This is a genomic window from Paraburkholderia sp. A3BS-1L, from assembly GCF_051125215.1.
In the GTDB taxonomy this organism is placed as follows: Bacteria; Pseudomonadota; Gammaproteobacteria; order Burkholderiales; family Burkholderiaceae; genus Paraburkholderia.
Genome location: NZ_CP120443.1, coordinates 1,280,496 through 1,295,653 on the forward strand (window position 1 = coordinate 1,280,496; position 15,158 = coordinate 1,295,653).

Below are 15,158 nucleotides of genomic sequence, written 5' to 3' on the forward strand. Positions count from 1 at the left end.
AAGGCGCCGATGACAGGAGAACGACCGTGATTTCCTGGGAAATCCAGGGCACCGAGTTGATCAGTTGCAATTGCTCATATGGTTGCCCTTGCCAGTTCAATGCGCTGCCGACTCGTGGCTGGTGCGAGGCCATGGGAGCGATATCCATCGCCCAGGGCTTCTACGGCGACGTGCGGCTCGACGGCATCAATATCGCAGTGGTATTTCAATGGCCCGGAGCGGTTCACGAAGGCAGGGGAAAGTGCCAGCCGATCGTCGACGAGCGGGCCAGCCCTGAACAACGCGACGCTATCCTGAAGATCATGACAGGTCAGGATACCGAACCATTCGCCACGATGTTCGCAGTCTACTCATCGACGATCGAGCAGGCGTTCGAGCCGATCTTCACGAAGATCGATTTCGAAGCCGATGTCGATGCGAGGCGCGGCCGGGTTCATGTCGAAGGTGTCTTCGACGTCGTCGGCGAGCCGATTCGCAATCCGGCGACCGGCGCCGAGCATCGCGTGCGCATCGACCTGCCGAACGGTTTCGAATACGAGCTTGCCGAAATCGGCTCCGGCTCGGGCAGCTCGCAAGGCAACATCGCGCTGCAACTGGACGGCACCTATGCGCAGTTCGCGCGCCTGCATCTGAACAACCAGGGGCCGATCCGGCATCGCGCCGCGGTATGAACACGGTCGTTCGCTGGCGTGGTCATGCGCTGACGGCGCCCGGCATTGCTGGCTGTGCCGGCGTTGCCGGCGTGGTGGCGGCGTCGTGGTATTACGTGTGGACAGGGGCGGGAACCGGCATGTCGGCGCTGGCCATGACAGCGGCGGCGCTGTTCCCGCATCGGCTCGCCAGCGGCGGCGGCATGGCGATGTCGCTGCCCGCCGTGATCGTCATGTGGTGGATCATGATGATCGCGATGATGACGCCCAGCGCGTTGCCGCTGATCCTGCTGTATCGCCGTGTCATCCGGCATCGCGGCGCATCGGAATCGTATGCCGCAGTGCTTTCGCTAGGGCTTCTGGCCGGCTATCTCTGCGCGTGGCTCGCGTTTTCGATTGGCGCGTCGTGGTTGCAGATGACCCTGCAACCACGCGGTCTCATTTCGGCAATGATGCTGTGGTCGAAGAGTGCGGCGCTTTCCGCGATCATTCTCGCGGCGGCCGGCATCTATCAGTTCACGCCGCTCAAGCGCGCTTGTCTCCACCAGTGCCGCTCGCCGGTCAATTTCCTGATCGGGCATGGGCGCTCCGGTGTCGCGGGTGGTTTCCTGCTCGGCGTGCGGCACGGGATGTACTGCGTCGGCTGCTGCTGGCTGCTGATGGCGCTGCTATTTGTCGGCGGTGTCATGAACGTGCTGTGGATCGCGGCGCTTTCGCTGATCGTTTTCGTGGAAAAGATCCTGCCCGGCGGCGAGCGCATCGGTCACGCGCTGGGCGTGGTATTGATCGTGTGGGCGGGCGCGACGCTGCTCGTGTAAGCGATGCGCGGAGCGAGGCTACAGCACCGCACGCCGGCGGTGCGCCTCGGCCAGGCGCTCGATGGCCCTGCGGGCCTTGTCGATCTCCTGGGTTTTGTCGAAGAAGTAATGTGCGCCAGCCGCCTGGCAGGCTTCGCGAAAGGGCTGGCTCGACTGATTGGTCAGCACCATCGTGACCACCGGCGGTCCGCGGCGGGCGAGTGCCGATATCAATTCGAGCCCGCTTGCGCCGGGCAAGCGCAAGTCGGTAATCACGACAGCGGGGCGGCACGCGGCGATGCACCTTAGTGCAGTCTGGATGTCCTCCGCTTCGCCGACCACGCGGACGCCGTCGACCATATGGAGCAATGCCGCGATCCGGCGCCGCAACGATGCCGAGTCTTCGACGAGGAAGACGGTCAATTCAGTCAATTTGGCGTTCGCGTCCATGTGCCGAAGTATCGGGCCCGCCGTCGCGCAAGGGAATCGGCGACGGTTGAACTTCGGGTAGGCGAAACGGAAGCCGTGTAGGCGGATTCCTACCCAATCGGCATGGAGGCGCGCCAGACCGGGTCGCGCTAGACCTCGTCGTTATCTTCGAAGAGCTTGTGGCGCATCGCATAGCGCACGAGCGCGGCCTCGTGCGGTACACGCATTTTTTCCAGGATGCGCGTTTTGTAAGTGCTGACCGTTTTCGCACTCACGCAGAGCGCCTGGGCGATTTCGGTGATGGTCTCGCCGGCGGCCAGGCGCCGGAACACGTCGAACTCGCGGTCGGAGAGACGCTGGTGAGGCAGTGCGTCGGCCGGTTCGTTCAGGCTCTGCGCGAACTGCTCGGCCATTGCCAGGCTCACGTACACGCCGCCCGCCGCCACCTTGGTGACGGCCGAGACCAGTTCCGCGCCAGCGCTTTCCTTGGTCAGGTAGCCGGATGCGCCGGCCTTGAACGCCCGCACTGCGTATTGCTGCTCGGCGTGCATGGTCAGCACGAGGATGCGCAGTTCGGGCTTTTCCTCCTTGATCTGCTTGATCAACTCAACGCCGTTGCGTCCCGGCATCGACAGATCGAGCAGCAGCACGCGCGCCGGCGTCGAGCGGATCAGCGCGATTGTGCTCGCGCCGTCGCGCGCCTCGCCGACCACGTCGAATCCGCTGGCGTTCTGCAGGATATGGCGTAGACCGTCACGCACGAGCGCGTGGTCGTCGGCGATCAAAACTTGGATCATGAGTGAGTGTCCTCCAGCTGTGCCGCTGGTCGCGGGAAAGTCATGCGATGGCTACGGCGAGTCGCTGTGGGTCATCCCGCTGCGGGTAATCCTGTTGCCAGGAGCCAGTATGCAATAGTTGCCTTCGACATGCATCCTCTGCTCAAATGCCTTTTCCCGATTCTTTTCCAGGCAGGCGCATGGGTCGCGATCGAGACGACGGCAACCAGATGTTTCTTTCGACCTTGCCCGCGGGGCGCAGCGAGCGGCGGCTCGCGCTCACGGTCATTCTCGCGAGTTGCGCGCTATTCGCGGTATTTGCGCCGTTTGCGAAGCGTCCGCTGCCGGTGGTGGGGGCATTCATCCCGATCTACGAATCGGCGCTGGTGATGAACGACCTGATTACGGCCATGCTGCTGTTCGGCCAGTTCAGTTCGCTGCGCTCGCGTGCGCTGCTCGCGCTCGGCAGCGGCTATCTCTTCACCGCCGGCATGACCATTGTGCATGGCCTCACGTTCCCGGGCTTGTTCGCGCCCGCCGGCTTGCTAGGCGCCGGCTCGCAGAGCACCGCGTGGATCTATATGTTCTGGCACGCCGGTTTTCCCTGCTTCGTCACGGCCTATGTGCTGCTCGGCAAGGCCGCTCACGGTGAACGTCGCGCCATGCCGCGGCGTTCCGCGCGCGCATCGATCGCATGGTGCGTGCTGGCTGCGGCGGCGCTCGTCTGCGTCCTGACCGCCTTCGCCACGATGGGCAAGGCGCTGCTGCCCGATCTGCTCGTGAACGGGCGCTTTACCTGGGCGTACCGCTGGGTGATCGGCGCGGTGTGGCTGGCGAGCCCGTTCGCGCTCGCCATGCTGTGGCGGCACGGCAAGCGCACGGCGCTCGACATGTGGCTGATGGTCGTGATGGTGGCGTGGATGATCGACATCGCGCTCGCCGCGATGCTCAACCATGGCCGCTTCGATCTCGGGTTTTATGCGGGGCGGATATATGGCCTGCTGGCGGCGAGCTTCGTGCTGATCGTGCTGCTGGTCGAGAGCGGCACGCTCTATGCGCGGCTCGTCGCGCTCACGCGCCGCGACATGCGCCGGGACATGCGCGAGCGCATGCGCGTGAAGGAACTCGAGCATCTGGGGCATCTCTCGGCGGGTATCCAGGCGGCGCGCGAGGAGGAGCAAAAGCGCATCGCGCGCGAGCTGCACGACGATCTCGGTCAGCGGCTGACCGCGCTGAAGATCGACCTGACGATGCTCGAAAGCGATCTCGACGACCGCACGATGGCGCCCGCGCTGCGCGGCCGGGCGCGCTCGATGATGACGCTGATCGACGAAACCGTGAGATCGGTGCGCCATATCGCGGCGGGGCTGCGCCCGACCGTGCTCGACGACCTCGGGCTTGTGCCGGCGCTCGAATGGCTCGCCGGCGATTTCGAAAGCCGCAATGGGATCGTGGTGGATCTGCTCATCGACATCGACGATCTGAATATCGATTCGGCGGCGGCCACGGCGGTGTACCGGATCGTCCAAGAGGCGCTCACGAACATTGCCAAGCATTCGGAAGCCACCGAAGTGCAGGTCGAGGTCGTGCTGGACGGCGATGCGTGCCGGGTCGGGGTGGCCGACAACGGGCGCGGTTCGGCGGTTAGCGCGATGCACAAGGAGCAGTCGTTCGGTTTGCTCGGCATTCGCGAGCGGGTCCGGCAATTGAACGGCGCGGTGTCGGTCGATACGGCGCCGGGTGAGGGATTCCGCTTGTCGGTCAGCCTGCCGGCGAGCGCTCTGAATCGAGAGGAACCGGTGTAGGGAGGGGCCGCTTGGCCTTCGCGGGCTTGCCCGCGCGTGAAGGCGGCTGGCAAATCGCACAGACCTTGCCCTCCGGTGCATCGTATTTGTGGATCACGAACTTGCCCGCGCAGCGGCGGCATGAAGTTAACTGCAGGATTCCGCCGTTGAAGAAGCGCACCAGCGTCCAGGCGCGGGTCAGATCGAGCTGCATCTCGAGACTGTTGTGCATGCAGTGTTCCCGATACAGGCGAAATCCCTTGGTGAGTGCGTCGAGATGCGAGCAGCCCGCCGAGTCCTTGAGGAACACATACGTGTTGTAGAACAGCGAGGCGTGGATGTTGGCCTGCCACGTCATGTACCAGTCGGCGGAAGACGGCAGCATGCCTTTTGGCGGCGACTCCCCTTTGATCTCGTGGTAGAGCCGGATCAACCGGTCGCGCGGCAGTGCCAGCTCGCTTTCGAGCACCTGCATCCGTGCGCCGAGTTCGATCAATGCGCTTGCGCGCACCACTTCCCTTGCGTCTTCGATAATGCTGATCCTGGCCATGGCTCGCCTCAGTCCGGTCACGCGAATTGTTCGGCGGGCTGGCCCGCGAGCAGCACGGCTGCATGTGTGTGAGCAATATCGATGTGCTTGTTGGCGTCCTTTCCGGGCGTCGCCAGCACGGACAGCATTTGATGGTCGTTGATCCGGAAGAAGCACAGCAACTGATTGCAGGCCGAGAGCTTGACGATTTGCGCCAGCGTCAGCCCGGCCAGCAGGTCGGCCACCTGCTCGGACAGGCCGAGCCGGAACATGCCCGCCGGGCGGTCGTCGCGCAGCAGGCGCTGCGCAAGCGCGAGGTAGGACAGATTGAGTTCCTGAATGGACTGCAGAGTGTCGGCGCTATTCATGATGTTCCCCCGCTCAAGGGCCACTTCGATGTTTCCCGGCGACCGGCTGGCGCTGGCGCGATCGTGTGTCGCTCGAGTGACGGAAGTATTGCTTTGGCGGGGGGTAAATGAAATCAGCGGCCAGCGAACTTGATGTAGTCGCAACAGTAGGGCTGTCAGCGTTTTCCTACATAGCCAGACGAATTCAGGGCGTCCAGCGATACACCGTGACGCTGTTACCCTTGACATTGTTCTTCGTGACGACGTACTCGCCGGTCGAGCGAAGGTAGGCCCGGATGCCGTACATCGAATCGATGGCGCTGCTGGCGTCCACGGTCGTGGGACGGGGGTTGACCAGCGTGGCGTCGAGCTTGCCGGTCGTCAGGCTGAAGGCGTCGATGTTTGGCCTGGCCGGTCCGCTGATGCTGCTGAACCAATAGCCGACGAACAGATAGTTGCCGGCCGCATCGATCGCCTTGGCGCCGGTGCTGGGCAGCTCGATCACTGGATTGGGCACGGTGGTGTTGCCCGCGAGCCAGCCGTGATACACCTCGATGCGCGTGCCGATCGCCGTCCAGTCGGTGCTGCCGATGATGCCCTGGGCGAGGATCATGGTGTCGCTGTCGGCGAGGTAGACGATGCGCGTGAGCGGCTCGACGCTGGCGGGAATGCGAAAGGGGACGCCGGCTCGCCAACTGGGCTTGCCGCTGGCGTCGAAGCCGGCGAGCGGATAGTGGTAGATATTGCCGGTCTTGTCCAGGCCGGCCCACACGCCGCCTTTGCTGTCGAGGCTGAAGCCGTGGGTGACCCGCAGGCTGGTCTGGAACACCGGGCCGGGAATCGATGCATCGGGAATGGCGATATAGCCGTTCGCCGCGTTGAAGTGGAAAAAGTAGAAAATCGGCGGATTCTGGCCGGACGCCACGAGAATCCGGTTCGCACCGACGGCGACGAGCTGGCCGAAATGCTCGTCGCGCTGGGTGTCGTTGACGTTGATGCGCGGATCCGACGGATACGCAACGGGATCGACCGTGTTCGCGACGAAGGTGCCTCCCGCGCTGCCCGAATAAATGTTGGTGCCGCCATAGAACAGGGCGCCGTCCGTGGCCGGGTCCGGGGCCGCGACGCCCTCGAAGTTCAGCGACTGGAGCGTCCAGCGCAGGGCGCCGGCCGGGTCATACGCATGAACGTCGGTGCCGCCGTCGCGGCCCAGATCCCAACTGCCGCCCCACGGGTTGTTGAGCACATAGAGGTTGCCCGCAGTGTCCTTGCCGATGCCTGCAACGCGGGTGAAGCGCTGCGCGCCGACTTGGCCCTTGATGCCCTTCGTGGTGTCGAGATAGCCGCCCCGCACGCCGAAAGTGCCCGCCAGCGTGGGCGTGCGCGAAAGGGTGTAGCGCTTGATGTTCATGTCGGGGCCTTCGTCCCCGACCATGAGTTGCCCCAACGACGCATCGAAATAGAGCGCCGACGGCCGCGAACCGCTCGGCAACCGGATGGTGTTCAGTAGCGCGCCGGATGGGCTGAAGCCGACGACCGCGCCTTCGCTTTTCTGTGCGACCCAGACATTGCCGGCGCGATCGAGCGCGAGCGCGCCTGGACTTTGGACCGAGATGTCCCGCTGCCAGACCCCGTTGGTGGTGAAGACCCGCACGCGATTGCCATAGAAGTCGCTTGCATAGAGGAGCGAGCCCGCCGTGGCGAGCCCGGTGACTACATCGACCCGGGGCTGGTTGTTCGCTGCGCTGACCTGAATGAGCAGGTCGCGCGTCTTGGTGGCGCGGTTGTATCGTCCGACCGCGCCGCTTCCGTACGACTTGCTGTATTGCAGCGCCGCGAAGATCGAAGTGGCGTTGCCCGTGATCGCGGTGCCCTGGAATTCGCCATGCGAGCCGATCGAGCCGAAGCTCTTGCCATCCTGATAGATCGCCACGCCACCCTCGTACTCGTCCCACATGGACGACGTATAGATGACACCTTCGGGCGCAACCCACATGGAACGCGCGGTGTTACCCACATGGGCGGCGAGGGTGCCATAGGTATTGGCAATCCAGTCAATGGCGTTTTGCGCCTGGGCGGAAGGCGCGACGGCCGCGATCGTAGCGACGAAGAGCGCAGCATGAATGCGTGTTCTTTCGAGCATGAGCATGCTCTCCTGAATAGGGCAGCCCTTGGCTATGCGCTGGAGCTTCGCACGGGCACGGTGACGCAGTTATGAACATAGGCAGCGCATTACGTCTTTACAAGCCACGCAATTTTTTTATGCCGCCTGGATTCGAATAAAAATAAGGATAACGAATAATTAGCCTTGCAATTAAATGAAGAGGAAATCTTCGCGCGTGCGATACTTTCGTCTAAATTTCATATTATGAAATGATGTCGCGTATGCCAGAAAAATCTGCGGCGATGCAATATGTGTGCATTGCATATGGGCGAATGTAATTTCACATTGCAATATATTTTTCCTATCTCATTGAAATTAATGAATTTTATTTCTACTAATTTCTGTCGGATATGGAGCCGCGAGCGATGTTTATCCCGATACGCTTTAGCCATGGCGAACGTTCGCGCGTTCCGGAATTTTCTAAACCTGTGGAGAGACGAGATGTTGCATGTTTATATAGAACCCGTGCCGAAGGGCCAGTGGGGCCCCATCGATGGATACCGCATTGAAACCCAGGATGGGACGAAGCTCTCGGCGGAACTGCTCCGTTCCGAGAGACTGGCGGTGAGCGAAGCAAGGCTGCATGGCTACGTGCCGCTGCTTGCCACGGTGCGCATACCTGACAAGGCCGTTGCGGAGCACTGGAAACCCGCCGTCGATAAAACATTCGTATCGGTTTGATCTTCGATGCGGACACGACTTACTCGCGCGCACTGCCCGCCCGCATGGGTGCGAAGTGCGCGTTTCGCGTCAACCTATGTTTTCATGGCTACACGTTGCGTGCACAACGAAATCCCGCATAAACATACTGATAGTGCGGCTGAAACCAGTTGCGGAACGTAGGGCGCATCATGCAGCCCGCGGTGCGCGCGGAACCGCCTTTCATCGAATAATGCTGGCCGTCGAAGAAATTCGCCGAATAGCCTTCGTAGAACGGAAATGCCTCGAATCCGGGCAGCGGGCCGAATGGCGTCGAGGTCCATTCCCAGCCGTTGCCGTATAGCCCTTCCACGCCCCATGTGCTCGCGCTGTCCGGTGTCGCGTCCACGGCGACAGGGTTCCAGTTCCGGAAGTCGAAGTTGTCGGTGGCGCCTGGCAATGCGCCGTGCGCCGCGCGCTGCCATTCGGCCTCGGTCGGCAACCGGGCGCCGCGCCAGCGCGCGAACGCGCTGGCTTCCGCGTGGCTCACATAGACCGGCCATGCACGCGGCAGCGCAACATCCTCGAACATCGTGCGCAGGCGCCAGCCGTCGTCGGTGCGCACCCAGAAGACCGGGTGTTCGATGCCTTCGGCTTCCCTCCACGCCCAATCGTCGTCGTTCCACAACGCCTTGTGCCGATAGCCGCCATCGACGATGAATTCGAGCCACGCGCCGTTGGTCACCATGTAGCGATCGATCTCGAACGCAGCCACCTCCACCTGCTCCTCGCCGAACTCGTTGTCCCAGCCGAAGACACCGCGCTCATGCGTCATGCCGAGCTCGATGCGGCCCGCCGGCACGCGCACCATCGACGGCGTCGCAACGTAGAGGTGATCGGCGATTTCGCGTGCCGAGGCGGGGGCGACCTTCTGCGCGAACGGCAATTGATGAAGCATGTAGGAGAGGGTTTCGACGTGCATCAGGCGATGCTCGATGGCCACATTCAGCAATTGAGCGCCGATATCGTGCTGGGACACAGTGGGCGGCAAGTCGAGCGTGGCGAGCTGCGCATCGATGCGCGCGCGAGCGTCGCGAGCATAGTCGCGCACTTCGGCACGGCTGGGCCAATCTGCGGGGGTGTCGGTGGGCAGCGCGCCGTCGACGGGGTCGATGCCGAACGCGAATAACTGGTCCAGGCGCGGATCGGCGGACGGCAGGTCGAACAGGCGTTTGTCGAACAGATTACGGTCGAACGCCTCGAGATGGCCGATGTAAAACACGATGCGGTGGCGCTCGCGGATCGGGCGTTCGTAGAGGAATTCGGGCTTGACGACGGCAAAGAGCGCGTCGCTGGCGGCGCGCGCTTGGGCGAGCCGTGCGGCGAGTGTGGGCGGGGACGGGAGCTGCATTGCGGCGAGTCTCCTGACTGGGGCGGTGAACGAACTTTACCGCTGCGCAGGAGCCGTGCCAACGCTGTTACACGCGCCCGGGCGGGGGCGCGTAAATGGGAGATTCTGGAGACGTAACCGGCCACACGCCGCAAACCGGGGCGGCGCGCGTGAGGGACCTTCGTTTACAGATGGCGCAGGCCTTCGATGTCGATGATGCGGATGAGCTTGCCCTGCGTGTCGATCAGGCCACGCTTTTGAAATCTTGACAGGGTTCGGCTGACCGTTTCGAGCGTCATGCCGAGATAGCTGCCCATGTCTTCCCGCGTCATGCGCAGGTTGAATTCCGCGTGCGAGTAGCCGCGCTGGCCGTTGCGCTCTGAGACGTCGAGCAGGAAGGCTGCCACGCGTTCGTCGGCGGAAAGCGAGCCCAGCACCATCATCTGCGACGATTCTCGAATGAGTTGCTCGCTCATGAGCCGGTGCAGGCGGTCCTGCATGGCGCCGGTTTCGCGGCACAGGTGCTTGAGCGCCGAATAGGGGATGATGCACACCGAACTGTCTTCGAGCGCCACGGCACTGCAAGTGTGGAAATCGGTGCTGATGCCGTCGATGCCTAGCGGGTCGCCGGCCAGGCGCAGGCCCGTGACCTGCTCGCGGCCGTCGCGGTGTGCCATGACGGTTTTCAGCGATCCGGAGCGAACCGCATAGAGTGTGTCGAACGGGTCGCCGGCGCGATAGAGCGCTTCGCCGCGCCGCACACTGCGCGCATTGCAGATGAGCGCTTCGAGCTTCGGCAGATCATCGGCGGCTAGCCCTTGAGGCATACACAGATGACGCATGGCGCAACTCGAGCAACGCGCGGAAGTGCGAGGGCTCGTTGGGGAATTACGGCTGGCACGGCGCACAGTGGTGTGCGATACGACGGTAGGGGTCAGCATTGGCTTGCTCCTGTAATCGATTTTTGGAGCATTGTCACACCGCGCTTAAATCTTAAAATGGCGGCAAAACGCCGCGCATATGAGATAGATCCGCTTGCGCCTTGTCAGAAGCCGGTTTCGCGGCAAGTGATCGGGCTCAAGCGGATTCAAAAAGGTGGGAATTCGAGCGTTATCTTTTAATTCGTGGCCATTCGGCGCTTCCTATCCGGATGGCTATCCAGTGGCTATTCGGTATCCGTCGCGGATACACCTGCGGCAGAAGGAATCAACAGGACCGGCAGGGTCGATTGGCGCACGCAGCGCTCGGCCACGCTGCCGAGAATCAGCCGCTGAAAACCGCGCCGCCCATGCGTGCCCATCACGATCAGGTCGGCGCCGTTCGCCTTCGCCGCGTTGAGCACGAGCGTGGGCACGTCGTCGAGCGAGGATGCCTCGCCGGTCAGCATCTCGCCCTGCACGCCGCGCTCGCGCAGCACCTTGTTCATGTGGTCCGCGAGTTCCTTGCCCTGAGCGATCATTTGATTGCGCAGGATGGAAGGATCGTAGCCCGGCGCATCGAAATACATCGGCGTGTTTTCGATCACGTAGAACGGTTGCAGCGTCGACCCCATAGCCTTCGCCAGTTCGAGCGCGGCGTCGAATGCGCGGCGCGACGTTTCGCTGCCGTCGACCGCTACCAGAATGCGTTGATACATGGAGCCTCCGCTAGAGTGGGACTGCACGGATTCGGGGCATGCCCGCCCGTGATCTTGTGCTGTGTCTCGTTAACTCTAAAAAGCTTAAATGATTGCTCAGAAAATTGCAGTGCCGCAGTATGAAAAATGGAATGTGCCAGAAGGAATATCAAAAAAATCGCGTCGGAGTGTGGCGTGTTGTCCGTCTTGGGTCGCTTCGGCGCTGTCAGTAGGTAGGACGGTGCTCTGCCATCTGCCCGGTTGCGCATGTCCTGCCAGCCCGTTATCTTTGCCTCTCTTTCGTACCGGCGCGCCGCAGCATTCCAATCAGTGACTTCCGCACACACCCCCTTGCCGTTTCGCGACGCGCTATTGGCCATGCTCGGCATCGGCCTCGTGAACATGCTGGTCGCGCTCGATCAAACCGTTGTCAGTACCGCATTGCCGTCGATCGTCGCCGAATTGCACGGCTTCGAGTATTACGCGTGGATCGCGAGCGCCTATTTGCTGGCGTCGGTCGTGACCGTGCCGGTGTTCGGGCGTCTGGGCGACTACTTCGGGCGCAAGCGTTTCGTGATTGCCGCCGTGATCGTGTTTACCGTCGCCTCGACGCTATGCGGGCTCGCCACCGACATGCGATTTCTGGCAGCGGCACGCGCGTTGCAAGGGGTGGGCGGGGGGATGATGGTAGGCACCGCGTTCGCCTCGATTCCCGATCTCTTTCCCGACCCGCGTGCGCGGGTGCGCTGGCAGGTGGTCATGGCGGCGGCTTACGGCATCGGCACGGCAGCGGGGCCTTCGTCGGGCGGCTGGCTCTCCGAGCATTTCGGATGGCGCTCCACCTTCATGGTGAATCTGCCGGTCGGTGTACTGGCACTTTATTTCATTTGGGCGCATCTGCCCGCGTACCGCCATGGGCGGACCGGCGAAGTCCGCATCGATTGGACTGGTGCGGCGCTGGTCGCGCTTGTGCTGGGCGCGTTCCAGGCCGTCATCGAGGCCGTGCCGAAAGACGGCCCCACACCCACCAATCTCGCGCTGATTGCTGTCGTGGCGGTTGGGGCCGTGGCCCTGCTGGTTTGCGAGCGGCGCGCGACGCATCCGATCATTCCGCTCGATCTCTTCCGCGATCCGCAACTGGTCACGCTGTTTACCCTCTCGACGCTCTCGGGCTTCGTGATGTTCTCGCTGATCTTTTTCGCACCGTTGCTGCTGCAGGGCGGGTTCGGTCTTTCGCCTCAGGAGGCCGGCCTGCTGGCGACGCCGATCGCGGCGTGCATTGCGCTCGGCAGTCTCGTCAACACGCGCATCGTGATCCATCTGAAGAAGCCGACGGGCATTTTGAGCGTCGGTTTTGGGCTGCTCGTGTGTGCTTCGTCGGGGCTCGCATTCGCTACGCGCGCGACGCCGCATCCGTGGCTGGAGCTTGCGATGGCGGCGGTGGGCATCGGGCTCGGTTTCATCCTCAACAATCTCAATGTGTTCGCGCAGGAGATTGCCGGGCGCGAGCGCTTCGGCATCACGACGGCGTTGCTGCAATCCACGCGCATGGTGGGCGGCATGCTCGGCACGAGCATCGTGGCGACGATCGTGAACCATCGCTATGCGTCGGGCGTCGGCGACGCGCTCGCGGTACTGGGGGCGCCCGGCGCCGCGCGCTGGCAGCCGCAACTCGCGGATCCGCGTGTGCTGATCGACCCGGCGCTGCACCGCGCGCTGACGACCCACATGAAGGACGCTGGCCTTGACGGTGCCGCGCTCATCGAAGCTGTGCGGCACGTGCTGGTTGACGCCATTCATCTAGGCATCGGCCTGACCGGTTTCGCGGCGCTGGTGGCGGCGCTGTGCGTGCGCCGCATCGCGCATATTCGCTTTAGCCGCGTCGCCGCGGTAGCCGCTGCACCGGCATCGGTTCGGGTGAGTGAGTGACAGCGTCGCCGGACTGGACCTGACATTTGCTTGGGCGGCTCGCCCAATGCAGCGGCGTTTGGCCACCCTTCGCGTTATTCGTCAGACAAAATAAAAAATCGTCTGACTCGATGCCGTAAGCCGTGGCGGATCTCAGGCTGCGGCGGCCATCGGCCCGAAAAGGGCATTGCGGGTCTGTGCGCCCACGGCGATTTCCAGCGCGACAGCGTTTTCGACGCCAATGCGCACGGGCGCGCCGAGCCGCGCGACCTCGATGCCGGTGCGGCGCAGGAGCCGCTCGATCGGCGTGGTGGTGACGGTCACATAGCGCGAAATGCCCATGCGGTCGGCAAACGAGACCAGCGAATGGATCGCATGCATGGTGACGTCGGCAAAGCCAAACGCGTGGTCATTGCCCGACTCGATGGCAAACCGGCTGAGCTCCCAGATATGCCGGCCCGCCGGCGCCGCCTGGCCGTGCAGCAGCTGCGGGAACGTGTCGCGCAGCATGTTTGGCCCTTCGGTCGGCATCAGGCGCCAGCAGCCGCGCACCTTGCCGTCATTGTCCTGGATCAGCATATAGTGGGGCCCGAGCGCGTCGTATCCGTCGATTTCCATTCCCGCGATGGTGGGAATATCCCAGCCCATGCGGTCGCGAAATACGCGCGCGCGCAGCCGGTACATCTCGTTGATATCTTCGTTGTCGAATTCTTGGCGTAGTCCGATCCGAATCGCAGCTTGCATGACAACTCTCCCGTTTGCGTGTGGGGGTAGCGGTATGGATCGAAGCTATGCGTTATGAATATAAAAAAACACCTATCAAGATAGGTAGGTGCGCGGGGAGGGTCAGTTCTGGAGAATGGCTGGGCGGCAGTCACTCATCAGGCATATCTCTGACACAGCGAGAGTCAAAATGGAACTTCTGGACAATCATCAATGGCAGGCGGGCGCGAATTCCTCTCACACTGGAGGGGACCTGTCGTCGGTAATCGACCGTGTCCTGATCATCGCGTATCGGAAGAAGAAGAAAGAGAGCCAGCGCCGCTTCTGGGCGCGGTTCGGCGTGACGCAGTCACGCGGCAGCCGGTTTGAGTCGGGCGCGGAGATTCCGCCGCCGGTATCGATCCTGCTGGGTCTGTACTTCAACAAAACGATTTCGGATGGCGATCTGGGCCGTGCGGAACGTGTGCTTCGACGCACCGATACGCCCATGCTCAGCCCGGGTCAATAAGGCCCATCTGGGTTGCAATCACGGCTGCCGCCCGCCGTGAATTTACGCCGAACTTCCCGCGAATGTTCTTCATGTGGAAGTTCACCACGGCTTCGGAGCAATTCAGGATGTGAGAAATCTCCCAAGTGGACTTGCCCAGCGCGGTCCACTTGAGGCATTCCTTTTCGCGCGGCGTAAGCTTGGGAATCAGCGACTGGGCGTGATCGTTCAGGTGCCGCTGGCTCGTGTCGAGCACGAGATCCCGAAGCAACACGAGATTCGGCAGCGCACGGTCCACGTCCTGCCAGAACGAGTCAGACGGATTGGCGTCGTTGACGAAGCACAGCATGCCCGACTCCTGACGCGGGCCATGGATCGGCAATGTAATGCCGGCACGTAGCCCGTGCGAGCGCGCCTCTTCATACATCGATTGCTGCTGTTCGGTGGCGAAGAGTTCAGGTGACCAGATAAGCGGCGCCGAGCGCGTCGTGCAATGCGCGACCACCGGGTCGAAATATGCCATGCCGTGGTCGTTATAGGCTTGCCGCCAGACGGCGGAGTAATTGGTCCGGATGAACGCGTCCTCGAGCCGCATGCCCGGACGCGGCAGGATGGCCAGCATGACTTGGCCGAAACCCCATGAGGCGGCGAGCCGAGACACCGCCTCGAACCACGCCGCATCTTCGGGCGCGTCGAGCACGGATGACATCTGCTCAATGTAATGTAGAGGCACGTCAACACTCTCCATCGGCGGTGGGCCAGACCGCAAGCGGCGCCTGGGCAGGCTGCCGCCTTGCTTCTTCTGATGTAACAATTTATCACTAAATTCCGCAGGGCTCGTCTTTTTCTCCCCGCAGCAAAGGTCTTCCGCCTTGAGTTTCCGCTCGCGCATCGCGCGCGTCCGCGTGCTTATTCTGCAA

General features: G+C 62.7%; 15 protein-coding genes and 1 pseudogene. 6 read left to right on the plus strand and 10 right to left on the minus strand.

Going from position 1 to position 15,158, the window contains the following annotated elements; genetic code table 11:
• Positions 1–26: 26 nt before the first annotated feature.
• Positions 27–671: a DUF1326 domain-containing protein gene (locus P5W99_RS20970; RefSeq protein WP_421025335.1), complete on the plus strand. Its 645-nt coding sequence runs from the start codon at positions 27–29 to the stop codon at positions 669–671.
• The gene (locus P5W99_RS20975) at positions 668–1,468 is read left to right on the plus strand and encodes a DUF2182 domain-containing protein (protein WP_421025336.1); all 801 of its coding nucleotides are present in this window, start codon (positions 668–670) and stop codon (positions 1,466–1,468) included. The genes P5W99_RS20970 and P5W99_RS20975 overlap by 4 nt, the downstream gene beginning before the upstream one ends.
• An 18-nt stretch (positions 1,469–1,486) precedes the next feature.
• On the opposite strand, the gene P5W99_RS20980 is transcribed toward P5W99_RS20975, so the two are convergent.
• Both P5W99_RS20980 and P5W99_RS20985 read right to left on the minus strand, forming a co-directional pair.
• Positions 1,487–1,897, minus strand: coding sequence for a response regulator (locus tag P5W99_RS20980; protein WP_421025337.1), 411 nt, complete (start codon positions 1,895–1,897; stop codon positions 1,487–1,489).
• A 128-nt stretch (positions 1,898–2,025) separates the two neighbouring features.
• The gene (locus P5W99_RS20985) at positions 2,026–2,673 is read right to left on the minus strand and encodes a response regulator (protein WP_421025338.1); all 648 of its coding nucleotides are present in this window, start codon (positions 2,671–2,673) and stop codon (positions 2,026–2,028) included.
• 179 nt (positions 2,674–2,852) lie between these two features.
• Between P5W99_RS20985 and P5W99_RS20990 the strand changes: the two genes are divergently transcribed.
• Entirely contained in the window at positions 2,853–4,457 is a 1,605-nt protein-coding gene (locus tag P5W99_RS20990; protein ID WP_421025339.1) for a sensor histidine kinase, read from the plus strand.
• Here the strand turns inward: P5W99_RS20990 and flhC are convergent.
• From flhC to P5W99_RS21005, 3 genes are all read right to left on the minus strand, one after another.
• Positions 4,414–4,986 (minus strand): flagellar transcriptional regulator FlhC, encoded by a 573-nt coding sequence (gene flhC / locus P5W99_RS20995; RefSeq protein ID WP_421025340.1) that lies wholly within the window; start codon positions 4,984–4,986, stop codon positions 4,414–4,416. The two genes, P5W99_RS20990 and flhC, sit on opposite strands and share 44 nt — an antisense overlap.
• Positions 4,987–5,003: 17 nt before the next feature.
• A complete protein-coding gene (gene flhD / locus P5W99_RS21000) occupies positions 5,004–5,336 on the minus strand; it encodes a flagellar transcriptional regulator FlhD (protein ID WP_421026992.1) in 333 nt (110 codons plus the stop codon).
• A 181-nt stretch (positions 5,337–5,517) separates the two neighbouring features.
• A complete protein-coding gene (locus P5W99_RS21005; RefSeq protein ID WP_434662763.1) occupies positions 5,518–7,455 on the minus strand; it encodes an SMP-30/gluconolactonase/LRE family protein in 1,938 nt (645 codons plus the stop codon).
• A 411-nt stretch (positions 7,456–7,866) separates the two neighbouring features.
• Here P5W99_RS21005 and P5W99_RS21010 point away from each other — a divergent pair, with 411 nt between their 5' ends.
• The gene (locus tag P5W99_RS21010; protein ID WP_421074000.1) at positions 7,867–8,157 is read left to right on the plus strand and encodes a hypothetical protein; all 291 of its coding nucleotides are present in this window, start codon (positions 7,867–7,869) and stop codon (positions 8,155–8,157) included.
• Between the two features lie 88 nt (positions 8,158–8,245).
• Here P5W99_RS21010 and P5W99_RS21015 read toward each other — a convergent pair.
• The 3 genes and pseudogenes from P5W99_RS21015 to P5W99_RS21025 form a co-directional block, all read right to left on the minus strand.
• Positions 8,246–9,530: pseudogene (locus P5W99_RS21015) on the minus strand (SUMF1/EgtB/PvdO family nonheme iron enzyme); the annotation flags it as partial.
• A gap of 160 nt (positions 9,531–9,690) precedes the next feature.
• A complete protein-coding gene (locus tag P5W99_RS21020) occupies positions 9,691–10,446 on the minus strand; it encodes a helix-turn-helix domain-containing protein (protein WP_421025343.1) in 756 nt (251 codons plus the stop codon).
• Between the two features lie 224 nt (positions 10,447–10,670).
• Complete coding sequence (locus P5W99_RS21025; RefSeq protein WP_421025344.1) at positions 10,671–11,141, minus strand: universal stress protein; 471 nt, start codon at positions 11,139–11,141, stop codon at positions 10,671–10,673.
• Between the two features lie 357 nt (positions 11,142–11,498).
• Here P5W99_RS21025 and P5W99_RS21030 point away from each other — a divergent pair, with 357 nt between their 5' ends.
• Entirely contained in the window at positions 11,499–13,049 is a 1,551-nt protein-coding gene (locus P5W99_RS21030) for an MFS transporter (protein WP_421026993.1), read from the plus strand.
• A gap of 132 nt (positions 13,050–13,181) precedes the next feature.
• Here P5W99_RS21030 and P5W99_RS21035 read toward each other — a convergent pair whose 3' ends face one another.
• Positions 13,182–13,772 carry an acyl-homoserine-lactone synthase gene (locus tag P5W99_RS21035; RefSeq protein WP_421025345.1) on the minus strand — a complete coding sequence of 197 codons (591 nt, stop codon included), beginning with the start codon at positions 13,770–13,772 and terminating at the stop codon, positions 13,182–13,184.
• 169 nt (positions 13,773–13,941) lie between these two features.
• Here P5W99_RS21035 and P5W99_RS21040 point away from each other — a divergent pair, with 169 nt between their 5' ends.
• Complete coding sequence (locus P5W99_RS21040) at positions 13,942–14,259, plus strand: XRE family transcriptional regulator (RefSeq protein WP_421025346.1); 318 nt, start codon at positions 13,942–13,944, stop codon at positions 14,257–14,259.
• On the opposite strand, the gene P5W99_RS21045 is transcribed toward P5W99_RS21040, so the two are convergent.
• Positions 14,243–14,947 carry a helix-turn-helix transcriptional regulator gene (locus tag P5W99_RS21045; protein ID WP_421026994.1) on the minus strand — a complete coding sequence of 235 codons (705 nt, stop codon included), beginning with the start codon at positions 14,945–14,947 and terminating at the stop codon, positions 14,243–14,245. The two genes, P5W99_RS21040 and P5W99_RS21045, sit on opposite strands and share 17 nt — an antisense overlap.
• Positions 14,948–15,158: the final 211 nt, after the last annotated feature.

Excerpts from the sequence above, each read along its gene's own strand:
- P5W99_RS20990 (WP_421025339.1), top strand. The coding sequence starts at position 2,853 with ATGGGTCGCGATCGAGACGACGGCAACCAGATGTTTCTTTCGACCTTG.
- P5W99_RS20975 (WP_421025336.1), top strand. The coding sequence starts at position 668 with ATGAACACGGTCGTTCGCTGGCGTGGTCATGCGCTGACGGCGCCCGGC.
- P5W99_RS21010 (WP_421074000.1), top strand. The coding sequence starts at position 7,867 with ATGGCGAACGTTCGCGCGTTCCGGAATTTTCTAAACCTGTGGAGAGAC.
- P5W99_RS20980 (WP_421025337.1), bottom strand. The coding sequence starts at position 1,897 with ATGGACGCGAACGCCAAATTGACTGAATTGACCGTCTTCCTCGTCGAA.
- P5W99_RS21045 (WP_421026994.1), bottom strand. The coding sequence starts at position 14,947 with ATGTCATCCGTGCTCGACGCGCCCGAAGATGCGGCGTGGTTCGAGGCG.
- P5W99_RS21030 (WP_421026993.1), top strand. The coding sequence starts at position 11,499 with ATGCTCGGCATCGGCCTCGTGAACATGCTGGTCGCGCTCGATCAAACC.
- P5W99_RS21020 (WP_421025343.1), bottom strand. The coding sequence starts at position 10,446 with ATGCTGACCCCTACCGTCGTATCGCACACCACTGTGCGCCGTGCCAGC.
- P5W99_RS21040 (WP_421025346.1), top strand. The coding sequence starts at position 13,942 with ATGGAACTTCTGGACAATCATCAATGGCAGGCGGGCGCGAATTCCTCT.
- P5W99_RS21035 (WP_421025345.1), bottom strand. The coding sequence starts at position 13,772 with ATGCAAGCTGCGATTCGGATCGGACTACGCCAAGAATTCGACAACGAA.
- P5W99_RS21005 (WP_434662763.1), bottom strand. The coding sequence starts at position 7,455 with ATGCTCGAAAGAACACGCATTCATGCTGCGCTCTTCGTCGCTACGATC.
- flhC (WP_421025340.1), bottom strand. The coding sequence starts at position 4,986 with ATGGCCAGGATCAGCATTATCGAAGACGCAAGGGAAGTGGTGCGCGCA.
- P5W99_RS21025 (WP_421025344.1), bottom strand. The coding sequence starts at position 11,141 with ATGTATCAACGCATTCTGGTAGCGGTCGACGGCAGCGAAACGTCGCGC.
- P5W99_RS20985 (WP_421025338.1), bottom strand. The coding sequence starts at position 2,673 with ATGATCCAAGTTTTGATCGCCGACGACCACGCGCTCGTGCGTGACGGT.